Origin of the sequence: Crossiella cryophila, assembly GCF_014204915.1 — a bacterium.
GTDB classification, from domain to species: Bacteria; Actinomycetota; Actinomycetes; order Mycobacteriales; family Pseudonocardiaceae; genus Crossiella; species Crossiella cryophila.
On sequence record NZ_JACHMH010000001.1, the window covers coordinates 7,471,753 to 7,490,227 of the forward strand.

14 protein-coding genes and 1 pseudogene are annotated in these 18,475 nt (G+C 70.1%); 5 read left to right on the forward strand and 10 right to left on the reverse strand.

The genetic code is table 11. The features are described from left to right. Window positions 1-31 precede the first annotated feature (31 nt). Together HNR67_RS32010 and HNR67_RS32015 are read right to left on the reverse strand one after the other, a co-directional pair. Window positions 32-1,000: a serine hydrolase domain-containing protein gene (locus HNR67_RS32010; RefSeq protein WP_312988469.1), complete on the reverse strand. Its 969-nt coding sequence runs from the start codon at window positions 998-1,000 to the stop codon at window positions 32-34. A 29-nt stretch (window positions 1,001-1,029) separates the two neighbouring features. Further along, window positions 1,030-2,661, reverse strand: a complete 1,632-nt coding sequence (locus HNR67_RS32015; protein WP_185005887.1) for a tannase/feruloyl esterase family alpha/beta hydrolase — start codon at window positions 2,659-2,661, stop codon at window positions 1,030-1,032. A gap of 196 nt (window positions 2,662-2,857) precedes the next feature. Between HNR67_RS32015 and HNR67_RS32020 the strand changes: the two genes are divergently transcribed. Continuing rightward, window positions 2,858-3,802, forward strand: a complete 945-nt coding sequence (locus tag HNR67_RS32020) for an extracellular catalytic domain type 1 short-chain-length polyhydroxyalkanoate depolymerase (RefSeq protein ID WP_221490131.1) — start codon at window positions 2,858-2,860, stop codon at window positions 3,800-3,802. Here HNR67_RS32020 and HNR67_RS46860 read toward each other — a convergent pair. From HNR67_RS46860 to HNR67_RS32055, 8 genes and pseudogenes are all read right to left on the reverse strand, one after another. Further along, window positions 3,799-3,990: pseudogene (locus tag HNR67_RS46860) on the reverse strand (DUF6188 family protein); the annotation flags it as partial. The gene HNR67_RS32020 and the pseudogene HNR67_RS46860 sit on opposite strands and share 4 nt — an antisense overlap. Beyond that, window positions 3,899-4,180, reverse strand: a complete 282-nt coding sequence (locus tag HNR67_RS46865; RefSeq protein ID WP_456064366.1) for a WXG100-like domain-containing protein — start codon at window positions 4,178-4,180, stop codon at window positions 3,899-3,901. The gene HNR67_RS46865 and the pseudogene HNR67_RS46860, both read right to left, overlap by 92 nt. 156 nt (window positions 4,181-4,336) lie before the next feature. Further along, on the reverse strand, window positions 4,337-7,177 hold the full coding sequence (locus HNR67_RS32030) for a glycoside hydrolase family 2 TIM barrel-domain containing protein (RefSeq protein WP_185005890.1): 2,841 nt from the start codon (window positions 7,175-7,177) through the stop codon (window positions 4,337-4,339). A gap of 26 nt (window positions 7,178-7,203) precedes the next feature. Next, window positions 7,204-8,025 (reverse strand): carbohydrate ABC transporter permease, encoded by an 822-nt coding sequence (locus HNR67_RS32035; RefSeq protein ID WP_185005891.1) that lies wholly within the window; start codon window positions 8,023-8,025, stop codon window positions 7,204-7,206. Continuing rightward, a complete protein-coding gene (locus HNR67_RS32040; protein ID WP_185005892.1) occupies window positions 8,022-8,936 on the reverse strand; it encodes a carbohydrate ABC transporter permease in 915 nt (304 codons plus the stop codon). The genes HNR67_RS32035 and HNR67_RS32040 overlap by 4 nt, the downstream gene beginning before the upstream one ends. Continuing rightward, window positions 8,936-10,201, reverse strand: coding sequence for an ABC transporter substrate-binding protein (locus tag HNR67_RS32045; protein ID WP_185005893.1), 1,266 nt, complete (start codon window positions 10,199-10,201; stop codon window positions 8,936-8,938). Before HNR67_RS32045 ends, HNR67_RS32040 begins: the two co-directional genes overlap by 1 nt. Window positions 10,202-10,301: 100 nt before the next feature. Continuing rightward, window positions 10,302-11,288 carry a LacI family DNA-binding transcriptional regulator gene (locus HNR67_RS32050; protein WP_185005894.1) on the reverse strand — a complete coding sequence of 329 codons (987 nt, stop codon included), beginning with the start codon at window positions 11,286-11,288 and terminating at the stop codon, window positions 10,302-10,304. A 27-nt stretch (window positions 11,289-11,315) separates the two neighbouring features. Next, on the reverse strand, window positions 11,316-12,476 hold the full coding sequence (locus HNR67_RS32055) for an erythromycin esterase family protein (RefSeq protein WP_185005895.1): 1,161 nt from the start codon (window positions 12,474-12,476) through the stop codon (window positions 11,316-11,318). A 91-nt stretch (window positions 12,477-12,567) separates the two neighbouring features. On the opposite strand from HNR67_RS32055, the gene HNR67_RS32060 reads away from it, so the two are divergent. The 4 genes from HNR67_RS32060 to HNR67_RS32075 all read left to right on the forward strand — a co-directional run bounded on the left by HNR67_RS32060 (window position 12,568) and on the right by HNR67_RS32075 (window position 18,475). Then, window positions 12,568-13,272 carry a TioE family transcriptional regulator gene (locus tag HNR67_RS32060; RefSeq protein WP_185005896.1) on the forward strand — a complete coding sequence of 235 codons (705 nt, stop codon included), beginning with the start codon at window positions 12,568-12,570 and terminating at the stop codon, window positions 13,270-13,272. 49 nt (window positions 13,273-13,321) lie between these two features. Beyond that, window positions 13,322-13,603 carry a DUF6191 domain-containing protein gene (locus HNR67_RS32065; protein WP_185005898.1) on the forward strand — a complete coding sequence of 94 codons (282 nt, stop codon included), beginning with the start codon at window positions 13,322-13,324 and terminating at the stop codon, window positions 13,601-13,603. A gap of 53 nt (window positions 13,604-13,656) precedes the next feature. Then, a complete protein-coding gene (locus HNR67_RS32070) occupies window positions 13,657-17,700 on the forward strand; it encodes an nSTAND1 domain-containing NTPase (protein ID WP_185005900.1) in 4,044 nt (1,347 codons plus the stop codon). Between the two features lie 115 nt (window positions 17,701-17,815). Then, the gene (locus tag HNR67_RS32075) at window positions 17,816-18,475 is read left to right on the forward strand and encodes a hypothetical protein (protein ID WP_185005902.1); all 660 of its coding nucleotides are present in this window, start codon (window positions 17,816-17,818) and stop codon (window positions 18,473-18,475) included.

The window sequence follows — 18,475 nt, forward strand, 5'->3', positions numbered from 1 at the left end:
GTACGACAACGGCCAACACGCCGGGGGGTTTCTAGCTGGAAAGCCTGGACAGCAAGGAGAGTCCGGCGCGGTCTACTGAGGCCGCGGTCGCTGACAGCAGCACCACGCCGGTGGCCGCGGCTCGGTCCAGGCCGAGCCAGCTGCGGAAGCCGCCGGTGCCGCCGTTGTGCCAGGTGACCTCGCGGTCCTGGTGCAGCTGGGTGAACCAGGCGGCGCCGATGCGGACCCGGGGACCGGCCAGGTCGGTCACCGGGTCCAGCGCGGCCATCCCGGGCGCGGAACCGTCCAGCAGTGCGGCGGTCAGCTTCGCCATGTCCTGGATCGAGGCCCGGATGCCGCCTGCGGGGCCGACCGCCTCGCCGGTCCACGGCGCGCGTGGCCGTCCGGACCTGCTGCGGCCCGCCACGGCTCCGGTGCGGATCTCATACGGCGTGGCGGGCACGTAGAAGCGTTCCAGGCCAAGGGGTTCGGTGACTCGGCGGCGGAGCAGGTCGGGGTAGCTGGTCCTGGCCGCGCGGGCCAGGGCGTGGCCGAGCAGTTCGTAGCCGAGGTTGGAGTAGCGGAAGCGGGGTTTGCCGGGCTGGACGCGGTCGAGGCAGGCGAGCAGCTCGTTGAGCGTTTCGCCGTAGGGGTTGGTGCCGTGTCGCCACAGCGCGATCGACTTGCGCAGCGTGGAACCGGTGGCGGCCAGCCGGGGCAGGCCGGAGTGGTGCGTGCTGACCGCGGCCAGGGTGAGCGCGGCGGCCGGGGCCTGGCCCAGTGGCAGCAGGTCACCGAGGGTGGTGGCGGAGGCGATCTGCTCGCGGTCCAGGGCGTCGGCGTAGAGCAGGCCGGTGACGCCCTTGCTGATCGAGCCGATCTCGAAGTCGGCGGTCAGCTCCGCGCCTACGCAGGCCACACTGGTCGTGCCTGGCCGGACGGTGGCCACGGCGAAGACCGGGTGCCGCCTGCCCAGCAGCTCCTGTGCCCGTTGTGCCAGTTCCCGGTCACCATTGATCACACGCCTCGACCTCCCCAGGTGCCCCCAGTCTAGCGATCGGGCCGGGCGCACTCGAAGCTGCGGGCGGCGTTGGGGTCGCCGCCGCGATACCGGGGCCAGGACGGGGATTCGCACAGCGGGCGGGTGCGACCGGCGGCGGCGGGGTTCTTGTCGCTGACCACCGGATGCCGCGGCGGCCGGTGGCCTTCCACCCAGTTCTCCAGGGCGGTCAGCGAATCCCAGCCCGCGGCGAAGGCGAGGGTGACGTTGGCGTGGTTGGCTCCCGGCACCAGGTAGAACCGGGCGAAGCCGCGTACGTTGTGCTCGCCCATGGTTCGCTGCACGCGAGTGAAATAGTCCACTGTGGACCGATGGCTGACCAGTTCGTCCGCGGTGCCGTGCACCAGGATCAGCTTGCCACCGGCGCGGGCGAACGGGCGCAGGTCGGGATTGTTGATGTCCTGCAAGGCCGACAGCTCGCTGATGCGTTGCCGCCACGGACCGGGCCGGCGGGGATCGATGGCGAGTGGGTTGTGCGCGGGGTCCCTGGTGATGAAGTGCCGCACCCACTGGTCCCAGAACTGGACGCCGTACCCGCTGGTCTTGGGCATCGGGTTGGCCGGGGCCTGCCTGCCCAGACCGAGCAGCGCGGTGGACATGGTCGCGCCGGACAGGAACGGGAATCCCGGATAACCCCGTTCGCCGCTGGCGATCCGGTAGTTCCACCGCAATGGCTCGGAGATCGCGGTCACCGCCTGGATCTGCTTGTCGGACAAGCAGAATTCGCCGTGATCAGCGCCGTCGGGGCAGCGCAGTACACGTGGGTCGAACTCGCATCCCGCCTCGTTCGACACCACGCCGTCACGCAGTCCGTCCGCGCCGTCGCAGGCGTTGAGCACCGCGCGGTGTAGCAGGGATTGCTTGGCCGGACCGGGAAACGCGCCCGGTTGGGACATCACCTGGGCCTGGTAACCGAAGAACAGGTCCAGGCTGGCGGCGTTCCAGGCCGGGTAGGCGGAGATGACGCCGTCGAAGTCGGTGGGCCAGCGCTGGGCGACGGCCAGGGCCTCGCGGCCGCCGGTGGAGCCGCCGGCGAAGTAGCTGTGCACCGGACGCGCGCCGGAATAGTGCTGGGCGATAACGAATCCGGCCGCGTCGCGGGTCTTCTTGAGTGCGTCGCCGGCGAAGTTGCGCAGGGCTTCGTCGTTGCGGCCGAAGGAACCGTCCAGGGACCGGGTCGGCTGGAAGTCGGGTGCGGCCTGGTGGCCGGAGTCGCCGGCGAAGGTCGCGTAGCCGCGAGCGAGTGGGCCGGGCTGGTCGGCGGGTCCGAACGGCACGTTGCCCGCGATGTCGGGGATGGTGCCGTTGTATCCGCCGCCGCCGAACATCATCGCCTTGTGGTTCCACCGGGTTGGCAGGCCGAGCCGGAACTGGATGTCCGGGGCGGCGGGATCCACCGGGTGGATGGCGGCCTCGACCCGGCAGTACTCGCCGAGCGGCCCGGCGGGCGGGATCAGTTGCGCGGCGGTGACTTCGCCGCCCGAGCTGGGCAGGCCGATCAACCGCGCCGGGATCGTGACGCCGACCAGTCCGGCGCAACTGGCGGTGCGCGCTTGCGCGATCGGGAGCGAGGTCGCGGCCAGTGCCAGCGTCAGCACCGCAACGGCGAGGTTCCTTCGCATGGCCACCCTCCATCAACGCGAGAACCCACGGTAAGCACCCGATGCCCACCGCGCCATGTGGCCACCACACACTTCCGGCGCGATCACCCTGTGCCGCGCCCACATCCGCGACCCGCGAACAGTGTCGCGCCACACCAGCGACAACCCGGCCCCACCCTCCCTACCATCACAGCACGCCTCAATGTGGAGGAGTGCCATGCCGAATCGCCGTCCCGTCACCCAGGTGCTCACGGCATTGGCCGCCGTCGCACTGTTCCTGATCACCCTGCCCCGTCCGGCCAGCGCGGCGGCACTGCCCGAGGTCATCGGGTTCGGCAGCAATCCCGGCAACCTGCAGATGTTCCGCTACGTGCCGGCCGGGTTGCCGCCGGGACGTCCGGTGGTGGTGGCACTGCACGGCTGCACGCAGACCGCCGCCGCCTACGCGAACACCGGCTGGCCGCAACTGGCCGAGTGCGGCAGGTTCACCGTGGTCTTCCCGCAGCAACGCTCGGCGAACAACCTCAACCTGTGCTTCAACTGGTTCGAGCCGGGCGACACCCGCCGCGACGCGGGCGAAGCCCTGTCGGTCAAGCAGATGGTCGACAAGGCCAAGCAGGACAACGGTTCCAGCACCGCCTACGTCACCGGCCTGTCCGCGGGTGGCGCGATGACCGCGGTGCTGCTCGCCACCTACCCCGAGGTGTTCGCCGGTGGCGGCATCATCGCCGGGATCCCCTACCAGTGCGCCACTTCGGTGCTCACCGCCTTCGGCTGCATGAACCCCGGCCGCGACCTCACCCCGGCCCAGTGGGGCGACCGGGTGCGCGCGGCCAGCCCGCACACCCGCCCCCGGCCGAAAGTGTCCATCTGGCAGGGCAGTGCGGACTTCACCGTGGCCGCGCGCAACGCCACCGAGCTGGTGGAGCAGTGGACCAATGTCAATGGCACCGACCAGATCCCGGACCGCACCGACACCGTCGCGGGCTACCCGCACCGGGTCTACGGCGATGCCGTGGAGCAGTTCACCATCACCGGCATGGGCCACGGCCAGCCCGCGGACCCGGGCAGCGGCCCGGCCCAGTGCGGCACGGCGGGCGCGTACCTGCTGGACGTCAACATCTGCGCCGCCCACCACCTGACCCGATTCTGGGGTCTCTAGCTCCCGGGCTGGGCGGCCCACACCGCCAATTCGCCGCCCGGCAGGCAGATCACCTTGTCCCCGTCGGGTCCGGCGAAGGACCATGCCTCGTAGTTCTCATCCGGTTCCACCCGCAGTACGGCGTCGTCGAACTCGATGAGCAGCAGGCCGGATTCGTTGGCCGCGGCTGCCTGCACCACGGTTCCGGTGAGCGTCGGTGAACTTGCCGCCCGCGCCCTGCCAGGCGGTGGCCAGCTCGCGCATGGCGTCCTCGTTGGTCTCCGGCCAGCCGCTGGGCGCCCGGACCGGCGGCCAGGGTCGCGCGTCGGCGGGTTCAGGAAGTCGGTGTGCCAGGGCAGTAAGCCCTCCGATCCGTGCACCCCGTCGTGCTCGAACCAGGCAGGCAAGGTCCGCAGGATGTGCCGCGCAGGCGGAGTTCCAGTTGGTCGTGGTGGGCGGTCAGGATGCTGAAGCCCTGGCTGGTGGCGATCGGCCGGTGCGTTGAAGGCCGGTAGCAGGGTGACCACGAGCAGCACCGCGCTGCTCGTGCCGAGGTCAGATCCGGAACACCAGCTCCAGGGCGGCCTTGCGCGGGTGCAGGCGGTACTGCGGGAGCACGCCGGGGCCGCAGGAATTGGTGCCGAGGCCGTGCTGGGCCAGGTCCAGGTTGAGGTGGATCTGGTCGGTGGGGGTCAGGTCGGTGGTGTGGCGGGCGGCTTCCAGGGCCTCGGTGGTCCAGCGGCGGGCGGTGAGGTCGAAGGTGGGCAGGCCCTCGATGCGCAGCACCTGGCCGTCTACTGTGGACAGTTCGGCCCAGCGGACGTCGATCCGGTTGCCGTTCTCCTGTGGGAAGACGTACGGGGTCTGGAGTTCGTCGACGGTGGCGGTGTGCAGGCCGATGCGGGCGGCCTGGCGGCTGTCGGCGTATGCCTCGCCAGGGCCGCCGCCGAACCAGCGCACCCGGTCGAACGCGCCGGGGATGGCCAGGCGCAGGCCCAGGCGGGGCAGGGTGCATGGCCATTCGCCGTCGGGGGCCAGGTCGAGGCGCAGGCGCAGTGAGTCGGTGTCGGCGGTCCAGAGGTAGTCGGCGAGCAGGCCGAAGGCCAGGCCGGGTGGGGCGACCCTGGTGCGGACCAGGAGTTCGGTGTCGCCGGGGTGGATCTGGGCGACGCGGTGCTGGACCCGGTGCAGTCCGGCCTCGCGCCAGGCGGTGGCGTCGGGGTGGTGTTCGCCGCGGTCGTTGTCGGTGGTGGCGCGCCACAGGTCGACTCGCGGGCCGGTGACCCGGTGGCCGCCGAGGCTGGTCAGGGTGCCGGTGTGCGGGTCGAAGCCGCCCAGGCCGAGGCGTAGTTCGGTTGGCGCGTGCAGGATTCGGACCGCGCCGGTGCGGACGGGCGGAGTGGCTGGGGTGATGGGGAGTTGGCCCCAGGCGATCAGGTGGCCTGCCTTGGCCCAGGGGGTGTCGGTGGCGAGGGTGGCGTGGATGGTGAGCCAGGTTTCGCCTTGGGTGGCGGGGAGTTCGGGCAGGGGGAGGTCGATGGACTGTCCGGAGTGGAGGGTGGGGACGGGGAGTTCGCCTTGGGCTACCTGGGTGCCTTCGGTTTCCAGGGTCCAGTGGAAGGTCAGGTGGGACAGGGTGGTGTGGTCGTGGTGGTTCTCGATGCGGAGGCCGTCGGTGGTGGCGGTGATCCGGACCGGTTCGTAGATCTTGGCCAGTTCGGTCAGGCCGGGTGAGGGGGTGCGGTCAGGGAAGAGCAGGCCGTCGATGACGAAGTTGCCGTCGTGGATGGTCTCGCCGAAGTCGCCGCCGTAGGCGAAGTACTCGCGGCCGTCGGGGGTGTGCCGGCGGATGCCGTGGTCGATCCATTCCCAGATGAAGCCGCCCTGGCAGCGTGGGTGCCGCTCGAAGAGTTCGCGGTATTCCAGCAGGCCGCCGGGGCCGTTGCCCATGGCGTGGGCGTATTCGCAGAGCAGGAACGGGAGTTCGCGGTGGCGTGGGTTGTCCACCTCGCCGCGGCCGATCCGGTCGACCTCCTGGGTGTGGGCGTACATCCGGCTGTACACGTCGACGTAGGCGCAGTCGAGGTCGCCCTCGTAGTGGATCGGGCGGCCGGGGTCGCGGTCGCGGGTCCACTGGGCCATGCGGGCGAAGTTGGCGCCGGTGTGGCCTTCGTTGCCGAGGGACCACAGGATGATGCTGGGGTGGTTCTTGTCGCGTTCCACCATGCGGCGCATGCGGTCCAGGTAGGCGTCGCTCCACTGTGGATCGTCGCCGGGGTTGCGATCCCAGTCGAACTTGCCGAAGCCGTGGGTTTCCAGGTCGCATTCGTCGATCACCCAGAGGCCGTACTCGTCGCAGAGGGCCAGGAAGGCGGGGTCGGGTGGGTAGTGGCTGGTGCGGACGGCGTTGATGTTGTGCTGCTTCATCAGTTCGACGTCGGCGCGGGCGGTGTCCAGGGGTACGGCGCGGCCGTGGTCGGGGTGGTGCTCGTGCCGGTTGACGCCGCGGAAGAACACCCGCCTGCCGTTGACCTTGACCTGTCCGTCCTCAATGGACACGGTGCGGAAGCCGATGCGGACCTGGACGCGTTCGGTGTCGGTGGCCAGTTCGCCTTGGTACAGGCGGGGTTCCTCGGCGCTCCACGGGTCGACGGCGGCGAAGCTGATCGGCTGGGTGGCCGGGTGGTCGTGCAGGTCGAGTTCGGGGATGCTCAGGCGCACAGCGGGATCGGTGTCCACGCTCAGCGTGCCGCGGCCGGTGCGGTGGTCGTAGTCGGCGTGGATCCAGTAGTCCGGGATGCCGCCTGCCGGGCGGGCGAGCAGGGTGACGGCACGGAAGATGCCGGAGAGCCACCACATGTCCTGGTCTTCCAGGTAGCTGGCCGCCGACCACTGGTGCACCCGCACGACCAGGAGGTTCTCCCCCGCGCGCAGCAGCGGTCCGACCTCGAACTCGCTGGGCAGCCTGCTGCCCTTGGTGACGCCGAGTTCGTTGCCGTTGAGCCAGATCCGGGCGCAGGAGTCGATGCCGTCGAAGCGCAGCACGGCGGGCTGGGTGAGCCAGTCGCCGTCCAGGGTGAAGCGGCGCCGGTAGTCACCGGTCGGGTTGTCCGATGGCACCCGGGGCGGATCGACCGGGAAGGGGTAGTTGACGTTGGTGTAGGCGGGTTTGCCGTGACCGTGCAGCTGCCAGTGCGCGGGCACCGGCAGGTCGGTCCAGCCGGAGTCGTCGAACTCCGGGTACTCGATGCCTTCGGGAGCGGAGGGGATGTTGGGGGACAACAGGAAACGCCAGTCGCCGCCCAGATCCAGCGAACGCGCGTCCGAGCGGAAGTACGCACGCGGGCGCAGGCTGCCGTGACCGGGGGCGGGGTCCTCGACGTAGGACGACGACATGGTTCCCTTTCTGGATAGGAGGTTTCTCAGCCCTTGAGGGCGCCGGCGGCGATGTTCTTGATGAAGTGCCTTGCCCCGAAGAGGAAGACGATGATCAGCGGCACGATCGCGACCAGGGTGCCCGCCATGACCACGCTGTAGTCCTGCACGTAGACGCCCTTGAGCTGGGACAGCGCCACCTGCAGGGTGACGTTGTTGGCGTCGACCAGTACCACCAGCGGCCACAGGTAGTCGTTCCAGGCGTTGACGAAGGTGAAGATGCCCAGGAAGGCCAGGGCCGGGCGCAGCAACGGAAGCGCGATGGTCCAGTAGATCCGGAAGAACCCGGCGCCGTCCATCCGCGCGGCCTCCAGGAGTTCATCCGGCAGGGCCTGGCGGCAGTACTGGCGCATCCAGAAGATGCCGAAGGCGTTGGCCGCGGCCGGGACGATCAGCGCCTTGAGGTCGCCGACCCAGCCGATCCCGGCCATGATGCTGAACTGTGGGATGGCCGCCAGCTGGGTGGGCACCACGAAAGTGGCCAGCAGGAGTCCAAAGAGGACAGAGCTTCCGGGGAACTGGTACTTGGCGAAGGTGAAGGCGGCCAGCGAGTCGAAGAACAGCACCAGCAGCGTGGTCGCGATGGCCACGATCAAGGTGTTCAGCAGCGAGCCGAAGAAGTCGATCCGGGCGAAGACCTCGCCGATGTTGGCGAACAGCTTGCCGCCGAAGGTCAGCGTGGGCGGGGTGGAGTAGATATCGCCGGTGTCGTTGGAGGCCATCACGGCCAGCCAGTAGTACGGGAAGACCAGGATCAGCGCGCCGATGGCGAGCGCGAGATAGGTCAGGATCCGGCCGGAGCGGGTCATCGAATGCCTCCCGGGGCGCTCTCCGGGCGCTGGATCAGCCGCCAGTTGATGATCGAGAAGATCACCACGACCAGGAACACGCCCCAGGCGATGGCCGAGCCGTAGCCGAAGTCGCTGTGCACGAAAGCCTCGTTGTACAGGTAGAGCACCATGGTCATGCCCGCGCCGTCGGTGCCGCCGCGATCGCCGAGCAGCACCTGGGACTCGGTGAAGACCTGCATGCCGCCGATGGCCGACATCACCACCGAGAACAGCAACACCGGGCGCAGCAACGGAAGCGTCACCGAGAAGAAGGTGCGCAACCTACCGGCACCGTCCACTTTGGCCGCTTCCAGCACATCGTTCGGGATGGCCTGCAGCCCGGCCAGGAAGATGATCGCGTTGTACCCGGTCCAGCGCCAGATGATCATCAGCGAGATGGCCACCCTGATACCCCACGGGCTGGTCAGCCATTCCACCTGGCCGACGCCGAGCAGGCCGAGCAGCCAGTTGAGGATGCCGAACTCGCTGCTGAAGATCGAGCCGAACACCAGCGACATGGCCACCACCGAGGTGACGTTCGGCAGGAAGTAGGCCACCTGGAACAGCCCGCGCAGGCGGATCGAGGAGTTCAGCCCGAGTGCGACCAGCAGGGCCAGCGCGGTCATCGGCACCGTGGACATCACCCAGATCAGCAGGGTGTTGTAGATGGAGTGCCAGAAGGTGGGGTCGGTGAACAGGAAGGCGAAATTGTCCAGGCCGACCCACTCCATCGCGCCGACGCCGTTCCAGCGTTGCAGCGCGAGGTAGAAGGAGTAGAGGACCGGATAGGCACCGAAGACCGCGAACAGGATGAAGAACGGCGAGATCGCCAGGTAGTAGGGCAGGTAGCGGCGCGCGCGGCGGCCCCTGCTCAGCGTGGCGGCAGGCATCAGATGGCCCCCTTCCTGCGCAGCAGGGTGTCCACTTTGGACTGTGCGTCGGCCCAGGCCCGTTCCGGGTCCTTGCCGCCGAGTTCGACGTTGGTCAGCTCGTCGGTGTAGGTGTCGCTGATCTGGATGTCGTAGGCGGAGAAGTAGGCCGGGCGGACCTCGGTGGCGGCCTTGCCGAACACGCTCATGGTGGCCTGGCCGCCGAAGAACGGCTCCGGTTCCAGCAGCCGCGGATCGGTGTAAGCGGCCAGGCTGGACGGGAACAGTCCCGCCTCCAGGTAGGCGCGCACCTGGTTCTCCGGCGACATCAGCCAGCGCACCACCTCGAACGCCTGGTCCGGGCGCGGGCAGGCGCGGGTGACGGTCAGGTAGGAGCCGCCCTGGTTGCCCGCGCCGCCGGGGCTGCGGCAGACCCGCCACTTGCCCGCGGTGTTCGGCGCGGACTTCTTCAGGTCGCTGGTCACCCAGGAGGCGTTGACGAAGCTGACCTCCTTGCCACCGTTCCAGGCGGCATGCCGGTCCACCGACTTGCCCGGGTCCTGCGAACCGGAGTACCCGGCGGTCAGGCCACGCCGGAACGCGGTCAGCGCCCGGTCCCAGGCCTGGCGCACGTGCGGCTGGTCGCCGACGAAGCGGCCCTGCTTGTCGAAGTACTTCTGCGACAGCTGGGCCATGACGTAGGTGAAGACCATCTTGGTGTCGGTGATCAGGTACCGGCCAGGGAGCTTGCGCTGCACGCGTTCGGCGAAGTCGAAGTAGTCCTCCCAGGTGGCCACCGCGGCGGCCACCTCGTCCGGTTCGCTGGGCATGCCGGCCTCGGCGAACACGTCCTGGCGGTAGTAGAGCGCGGCCGGCCCGATGTCGATCGGGAAGCCGATCTGCTGCCCACTCGCGGTCGCCCCGGACTGCCACTTCCAGCCCAGGTACTCCGACTCCACCGCCTGCGCGCCCACGCTCCGCAGATCAGCGAACTGGTCGGCGTCCTGGAAGTAGAGCGCGATGTCGTCGCCGACCATGGTGATATCGGGCAGGTACGCCTGGCCGGACAGCGTGGCGAACAGGCGTTGCCGCAGGTCGGTGGTTGGCGAGAGGTTGAGCGCGGCCGGACCGAAGTGGCGCACGGCGTCCGCGAGCACCCCGTCGGCCAGGCCGTTCTTGGTGTAGAGCAGGGTCAGCCTGCCGGGGCTGGCCGTGGTCGGACTGGCACAGGCCGTGGCACCCAAGGCGAGTGCGGCGGCCAGAAAACTTCTCCGAGTCAGCGTCATCGAGGACCCTTCGAGCCGAGCCGTGAACGTTCACGTGAACGTTCACGGGCTGCGCGGAAGTGTGGCTCGGCCACTCCGGGCTGTCAAGCAGCGTCGCAGGTCAGGCCGAGCCGCGCAGCCGCAGCGCACCCCGCACGACCAGGTCTTCGGGGGCGGCGGCGCGATCACCGGCGAGCAGCCGGGCCACGTCCTCGATGGCGAGGGTGCCCAGGCGGTTGGTGTCGATGGCCACGCTGGTCAGCGGGGGGTCGATCAGGGCGCCGAGTTCCAGGCCGTCGAAGCCGATCAGGGCCAGGTCGGCCGGGACGCGCAGGCCGAGCTGGCGGGCCCGGCGCAGGGCGCCGATGGCGATGATGTCGTTGAAGGTGAGCAGCGCGGTGATCTCCGGGTGGGCCGCGTGCAGGGCCTCGAAGGCCAGTGCGCCGCCGTCGACCGACTGGTTGGCGCCGAGGATCCAGCCCGGGTCCAGGACCAGGCCCGCACTGGCGGCGGCGGTGCGAAACCAGCGTTGCCGGATGCTGGGCTCGTTACGGCGGTTGTGGTCGAGCATGCCGATCCGGGTGTGCCCGGCCGCGACCAGGTGGTCCACCGCGGCGGCGATGCCCGCCTCGCCGTCGATGCGGATCGAGCTGAACCGGGGGTTGCGGTGCTCGCGGCCGAGGAAGACCACCGGCAGGCCGGCCACGTGCCGCTCGATCTCCTCCTCGGACTGGCTGAAGTAGCCGACCACGGCGTCCACCTGCGAGCCGATCACCCGCAGCGTGCCGATCTCCCGCTCCGGACTGTCCGCGGTGTCGTGCACGACCACGTGCCAGTCCCTGGCCCTGGCCGCTTCCAGGGCGCTGGCGGCGATCTCGGTGAAGAACGGGTTGCGCAGGTCGGGGATGACCAGGCCGATGGTGACGGTGTCCTGCCGCACCAGTCCCCTGGCGAACCGGCTGGGCCGGTACCCGAGGGTGCGGGCGGCGTCCAGGACGCGTTGTTTGGTGCCGCCGTCGATCTCGGCCTTGTCGTTGAGCGCGCGGGACACGGTCTGCCGGGACACCCCGGCCGACCGCGCCACGTCGTGAATCGTCACCCGCTTCATCGCGGACGAGTATGCCCGCCGCCCTGGCTAGCTGCGGGTGGCGCGCGGGGCGGTCGGGTCGCCAGCGCTGATGTGCAGGACCAGGTCGGCTCCGTCCAGGGTGGGCTGGTCGAGTGGGAAGTAGCCCTGGCGGGGGTTGGTCTCGGCCCGGCTGCGGGCCGGGTCGACCGAGGCGGCCCTGGTCAGGCCCCAGTCGGCGAACTGGCTTTGCAGCTGACCCTCGTAGCTCTCCGGTTCGGGCTCGTCCAGCCCGAGCGCGGCGCTGCGGCCGAGGCTGCCCGCGATGAAGGCGTACCGATCGCCCAGCAGGGAGCTGACGATGGACCCCGCGGTCACCCAGCTGAGGTCCATCTCGCCCAGCCGCCAGTGTGCCCGGTTGCGTTGCAGGTGCGCGTTGGAGGAGAAGACCAGGGTGGGGCCGCGGTCCGCCTCGATCTCCCGGATGTGCAGCAGGTTCCTGGCCATGTGCGCGTCCCGGTTCTCCAGCAGGGCGGAGACCCTGGCGTTCTGTTCCATCGGCTTCGCGCACTGCCGGTGGTAGCTGAGCAGGGCGAGTCCGGCGGTGAGCTGGATCTTCGCCCGGTGCCAGCGGGCGCGGGAGGTGCCTGCGATGAGTTCCGGGGCGTAGACGTGCAGCGAGGTGTACAGGTCGTCGGCGAGCGCGTGCAGCCGGTCGGCCTCGGGGGTGGCGCCGGGCGAGCTGGCCGGGTCCATGACCGCCTCGGTCCGGCTCCACCGCTCGTCCGGACCGGCCAGGCTCGCCAGGTCGAGGCCGAATCCCAGGTAGTCGCGGGCCGCTTCGAGGTAGCTCAGCGGGCTGGGCGCGTTCATCGTCTCGGTCGGCAGGTCGAAGCCGTGGAAGGCGATCCGGTCGGCCGGCGCGCGGTCCTGGTTGTACTCGCGCAGCCAGGCGAGCAGGTCCCGGTTGGCGGCCAGCTCGCCGAAGCCGTGCGAGAAGCCCTCGGACAGCGCCGCGTCCAGGGTGCCGGTGCCGTCCTGGACGTAGTCGTCGACGAGCAGCGCGGCCACCCGGTCGGTCTCCAGGACGATGGAGCGGAAGCCGAGGTCGGCCAGCTGGACGAGCAGTTCGTTGCGGATCTGCCCGAAGGCCGGTTCCTGGTGGGTGGGCTCACCGAAGGCCAGCAGCTCGCCGGTGGCGGTGCCGAAGTCGCGAATGTCCTGACTCATGAGGTTCAAGCGTATCGTTGAAAGACCCGTTGAGACTTGTGCCGCGCTGACCGTTGTATGCTGCCTGAAAGTCTCCAAACGGCGGTAACCCTTGCGACCACATGACCTCGCGCGAGAGCACGGCCTGTCGACCCAGGCGATCCGCAACTACGAGCGGGACGGCTTCCTGCCGCCCGCCGAACGCACCGCCAGCGGCTACCGGGTCTACACCGAGGCGCACGCGGCCGCGCTGCGTGCCTTCCTCGCCCTCATCCCGGCCTACGGGCACGCGACCGCGGGCCGGCTGATGAACGCGGTGCACCGCGGCGAGGTCGAGCAGGTCCTCAAGATCATCGACCGCGGGCACGCCCAGCTGCTGCGCGACCGGGAGACCCTGGCCGCGGTGCGGACCGCGGTGGATCACCTGACCGCGGAGCCCGCTCCCGCGACCTCGACCGACGCCGAGCCGCGGACCGTCGGCGAACTCGCGCACCAGCTCCAGGTCACCCCGGCGACCCTGCGCAACTGGGAGGACGCGGGCATCCTGACCCCCGCGCGCGATCCGGTGACCGGGTACCGGATCTTCCACGCCGGTGACGTCCGCGATGCCGAACTGGCCCACCTGCTGCGTCGCGGCGGCTACCCGCTGGACCGGATTTCCACCGTGGTGCACCAGATCCGGACCGCGGGCGGCACCGACACCCTGGCCCGCGCGCTGGCGGACTGGCAGCGCAAGCTCACCGAGCGCGGCCTGGCCATGCTGCACTCGGCCACCCGGCTGAGCCAGTGCCTGGACCTGACCGACCCGGATCACTAATGGGAACCCGACCGGGTGACACGGCGTTGGGTCCGGTGTGGAGAACGCGATGCTGTGGACCATCCCGGGCGGGGTGCTGCTGATGGTCGCGGTGGGGGTGTACGAGCTGATCCGGCACCGGCGGCGCAGGCGCGGTGGCACGCCGCTGACCGCGACCTATGTCAACGAGCTGACCGCGATGTTCTACGGCACCAAACGCGATGAGCTGGACCACCGGCAGTCCATGTCGATGATGCGCGAGGACCAGGTCCAGGGCGCGCCGCCACCCCTGGGCATCGACCTGGACCGGGGCACCGCGGTGCTGCGACCGGAAGATCGCCGACAGACCTGACCCACCTCGAGTTGTCACGCAGCGTTAGCATGGCAACACGGGGAGGGGGCAGGGTGGCCAACGCGCCGTCGATCGTGCGGATCCTGGACGCCACCGGGGCGGCGGCCGGGACCGGGTTCCTCGTGACCAGTGACCTGGTGCTGACCTGCGCACACGTCCTTGGCGACCAGGACTCGACCACCCTCGACTTCCCCCTGCTGGACGAGGATTCCACCTGGCCCGCGCAGGTGGTCGCCGCCGTGGCCGAGACCGATATCGCGGTGCTGCGACTGGCCGCCACGCCACCAGGTGCGGTGCCGTCCAGGTTGTCCCGCGAACCGGTGCGCTGGGGTGAGCAGGTCCGGGTGTTCGGGTTCCCTCCGGAGCTGGAACACGGGGTGTGGGTGGCGGCGGAACTGCGGGCGGCCACCGCGGCGGGCTGGGTGCAGATCGAGTCCGCGCCGGGACGGCGGCGGGTCGGGCCGGGTTTCAGCGGCTCGCCGGTGTACTCCCCCGCGGCCGGCGGCGTGGTCGGCATGGTGGTGGCGGCCGAACGCGGCGCCGGGACCACCACCGCGTACGTGCTGCCGGTGCCGACCTTGCTGACCGCGGATCCCGGCATCGCCGCGCCGGATCCCGCGGAGGTGTGCCCGTACCGGGGGCTGGAGCCCTTCGCCGAGGAGCACGCCGACGGGTTCCGCGGGCGCTCGGAGCTGACCGGGAAGGCGCTGGATGTTGTTGCGGCGCAACCGGTTGTGGTGGTGGCCGGGCCCTCGGGCAGCGGCAAGTCCTCGCTGGTGCGGGCCGGGGTGGTGCCCGGGGTACGACGGCGCGGGATGGACGTGGTGCTGTTCCGGGTGCTGGCCGGGGATCCGCTGACCGCGTTGGCGCTGGCGTTGCTGGGTCCGGACGCCCGGCTGCCGGAGGCCGAGGAACTGGCAAAACGCCTCGACTCAGCGGAGAAAGCCTTGCCCTGGCTACTGGAACGGGTTGGGCCGGGCGGACTGCTGATCGGCATCGACCAGTTCGAGGAGATCCCGCCCGAGTCCGCACGCACACTGTTCGCCGTGCTGTTCGACCTGGTCAGCGCCGCACCCCCGCTGCGAAACGGCTCCCCGGCCCTGGTCCTGCTGCTGACCCTGCGCTCGGGCACCTTGGACGAACTGGTCACCAGCCAGAGCGCGACCGCGATGGCCAACGGCGTGGTGTTCGTACCGCCGATGACCCGCGTCCAGCTCGCCGAAGCGGTCCGCGCCGACGGCGTGAGCTTCGAACCCGGCCTGGTGGACCGGATCCTGGACCACGCGGGCACCGAACCCGGCACGTTGCCACTGGTGGAGTTCACGCTGGCGCGGTTGTGGGAGCAGCGCGAGGCCGGTCAGCTCACCAACCGGGCCTACGACGAGTTGGACGGGGTGGCGGGTGCGCTGGCCGGGTACGCCGAGGGGTTGTACGGGCGGTTGGGTCCGGCGGAGCAGCTGGCGGCCCGGCGGTTGCTGACCGGATTGGCCCGCGCCGACGACAGCGGTTTCCAGCGCCGCCAGATGCTACTGTCCGATGTGGACGATGACCTGCTTCCGTTGCTGGGCAAGCTCTCCACCGGCAGGCTCGTTGTGGTGGACGGTCAGGCCAAGATCGTCGAACTGGCTCATCAGGCGCTGTTGCACCGGTGGCCGCGGCTGAAGGGGTGGTTGGCGGAGGAGCGGGAGTTCCTGGCGTGGCGGCAACAGCTGCGGGACAGCCTGCGGCGGTGGCAGCTGGACGGGCGGGAGGAGGACGGGTTGCTGCGCGGGCTGGCGTTGGCCAGAGCCGAGCAGTGGCAACCTAAACTGACCGCGGAGGAACGTGAGTACGTTGGGGCGAGCCGGATCCGGGCGCAGCGGGGGCGGCGGATCCGGCGGGCGGTGGTCGGGGTGATCGCGGCGCTGGCGCTGGTGGCGAGTGGGCTGGCGGTGCTGGCTGATCGGGCGAACCGGGAAAGCCAGGAGCAGTTGCGGGCGGCGCTGTCCCGGGCACTGGCTGCCGAATCGACTGGGTTGCAGCAGAGCGACCCACGCTCGGCCTTGCAACTGGCCCAGGCGGCTTGGCAGACCGCCCAGACCACCGAGGCATGGGGCGCGCTGTTCACCCAGTACGTGCGGTACCAGCAGGTGGACAGGCTGTTCCAGGGGCTGTTGCCGGGCAAGCTGCGGCAGGTCATGAGCAGCGCGGACGGTGGCACCACGTTGCTGGTCAACGAGGACGGCCTGTCCTCGGTGTGGGCGGGGCTCAACGGCGACCGCCCGGTCCGGCTCCGGTCACTGGATCGGCCGGTGACCGGCGGGACCTTTCAGCTCAGTCAGTCCGGCAGGGTCTTCGCCTACACCAGCGCGAACGGCGAGGTCGGCGTGTGGCGGCGGGACAGTCAGGAAGTGACAGTCCTGCGCGAGGGCGAGCCCGGTTCGCGCCGCGCGGACGTGCTGTCCCTGACCATTTCCGCCGACGACAACCAGCTGCTGATCCGGCGCGCGGCGGCGAAGACCGCATTGGAGCGCTGGGACCTGACCCAGCGCAGGCAACTGCCGATCACCGATCGACTCGAACTGGCAGGCGGCGCGACCTACCTGGGGACCGTGCCGAACACCGTGGTGGTGGACGGAGTCGGCGGCACGACCAGCTATGACCTGGGCACTGGCAAGGAGATCCGGTCGTGGTCCACCGCTGGGCAGACGCAGCGCCTGGTGGCGGAGAACGGCGCGGTAGTGGTCGAATGCGAGGACACGAAGCTGCGGGTCCTGGAGATCGCCACCGGCGCCCTGCGTGGCGAGTTCCCCATGCGCTGCGGTTATCTCAAGCTGGACGGCAGCACGAACTACGCGATTTTCCCGTCATCGCTCCGCACAGACGAGTCGCATCAGCGGGTCGAGGTGGTCGACCTGCGCACCGGCGCCTCCCACCAGCTCATCGTCCCGGCGCTCAACCTGCTCACCGAGACCGCCATCCTGACCAGGATCACCAGCAAGGCATCGGTGTTCCCCGGTGCGGATGGACGGCCCAGGGTGCTGTTCGGCGACAAGAACCTGCTGTACCGGCAGGACGGCCCAGCTCCGGCGCCTGCCATGTCCATCGTGAACCCCTTCCGCAGTCCGGACGGGCGACTCATCGCCACATACGACCACACCGGCCGGATCACCCTGCGCGAGAGCAGGACCGGGATCGTCCTCGGCACGGCCGACGGCGCACCGCTCAAAACCTTGGCCAGACAGCACAGTTCGATCGAGTTCACCACCGACAGCAGGCGACTGCTGACCATGCAGGACAACGCGGTAGTGGTCTACTCGGTGCCCGCGCTCACGCTGGAACGCCGGATCGACCTGCCACCGCGGACCGGCAGAGACCTGGCCGGGGCCCAGCTGGTGTCGAACAGCATGCGCGACCTGGGAAACGGGCAGTTCGTCCTCTTGCGCGGCGGCAGTCTCAGTCGGTGGAACCTCGCTGACGGCAGGCAGGTCGGCGAGACCACCCCGACCTGGCCCGAGCATGGCCCGCCGACGAACTCCAGGGACCCGGAACTGGAGGTCCGGCCGGGGCATCCGGCAGAGGTGGCGGTCATCCAGTCCAACAGTGACGTCGAGTTGTGGCACCTCGATCAGCGCACCAGGATCGGGGTGCTCGGCCGGGCCGGAAATGGCGGCGACACCGTGCGGTTCACGGCCGATCAGCCCACGGCACTGGTTCTCACCGCGGACAACACGATCCAGTTCTGGGACCTGGCCCCGCCTCGCCCGCGAGGCAGGCCGATCCCGGTCGGCCTCACCCGCAGCCTGGTCGGGGCGATCCCCGGCGGCAAGGTGATCACTGTCATGAGCGGGCTCAACACCCAGTCCGCCCAGGTCTGGGATGTGGCCACAGCCAAGCTCCTCGGCACGTTCACCGGTACCAGCGATCTCAACGAGTGGAAGCTGGACGGCGTCGAGCTGACTAATCTCGGCCCGAGAGTGCCACGGTCGGTGCGAATGGATCCGGAACTGTGGCGCAAAGCGTTGTGCGCACACAACAACCGCGACTTCACCGAAGCCGAACACACCGTGCTGACCCAACTCAACGCCCCCACCGAACGCCCCTGCCCCACCCCCTGAACCGTCCACAACAGACCCGCCTGGTCTAGACCAAGGACTTTCGTCCCTGTCCGAACACCCGCGCCCCTGGCAGCGTGGAGGGGATGCCCCGTTCCCGGCCGCCACGGAGCGCTTGATGAGCACCGAGTTCCCGCGTACCTCCGCCCTGCTCAACGCGGTCGAACTGGCCAACAGCGCGCCCTCGCCAGGACGGCGGCGCTGGCAGTGGCGAGTTGGCGAGTCCGCGCTGCACCTGCACGCCGAGACCAACCTGATCGGCTGCGGCGCGGGCCTGCACTACGCGCAGATCTCCCTGGCCGCCCAGGGCTGGTCCACCCTGGTCACCCGGTTCCCGGATCCGTTGGCGCCCAACCGGTTGGCCACCGTCGAGGCGCTGGACCAGCGGGAGCCGACCACGGACGCGGTGGTGCTGGCCACGGCCGCGTTGACCCGGTTGACCGCCAGGGACGGGGACACCCGGGCGATGTCGCCCGCGTTGCTGCACGGGTTGGTCGCGGTCGCGGGTGGGTTCGGGGTGGCGTTGCACGCGTTGACCGAACCCGGCGCCGGGCCGGACACGCTGCTGGCGCTGACCACGGTGAACCCGGATCGGCGGGCGGCGCGGCTGGCCACCGGTGAGGCGGTGGCTGCGGTGTTGCTGGCGGCGGAGACCAGTGGGGTGCGGGCCGAGTTGCTCGGGTCCGGGCGGGTGATGTGGCGGGCCAGGGAACTGCTGGCGCGGGCGATGGCGTTGGGGGCGGGCACTCCGCAGGCGGTGTTGCGGGCCGCGCCCTGA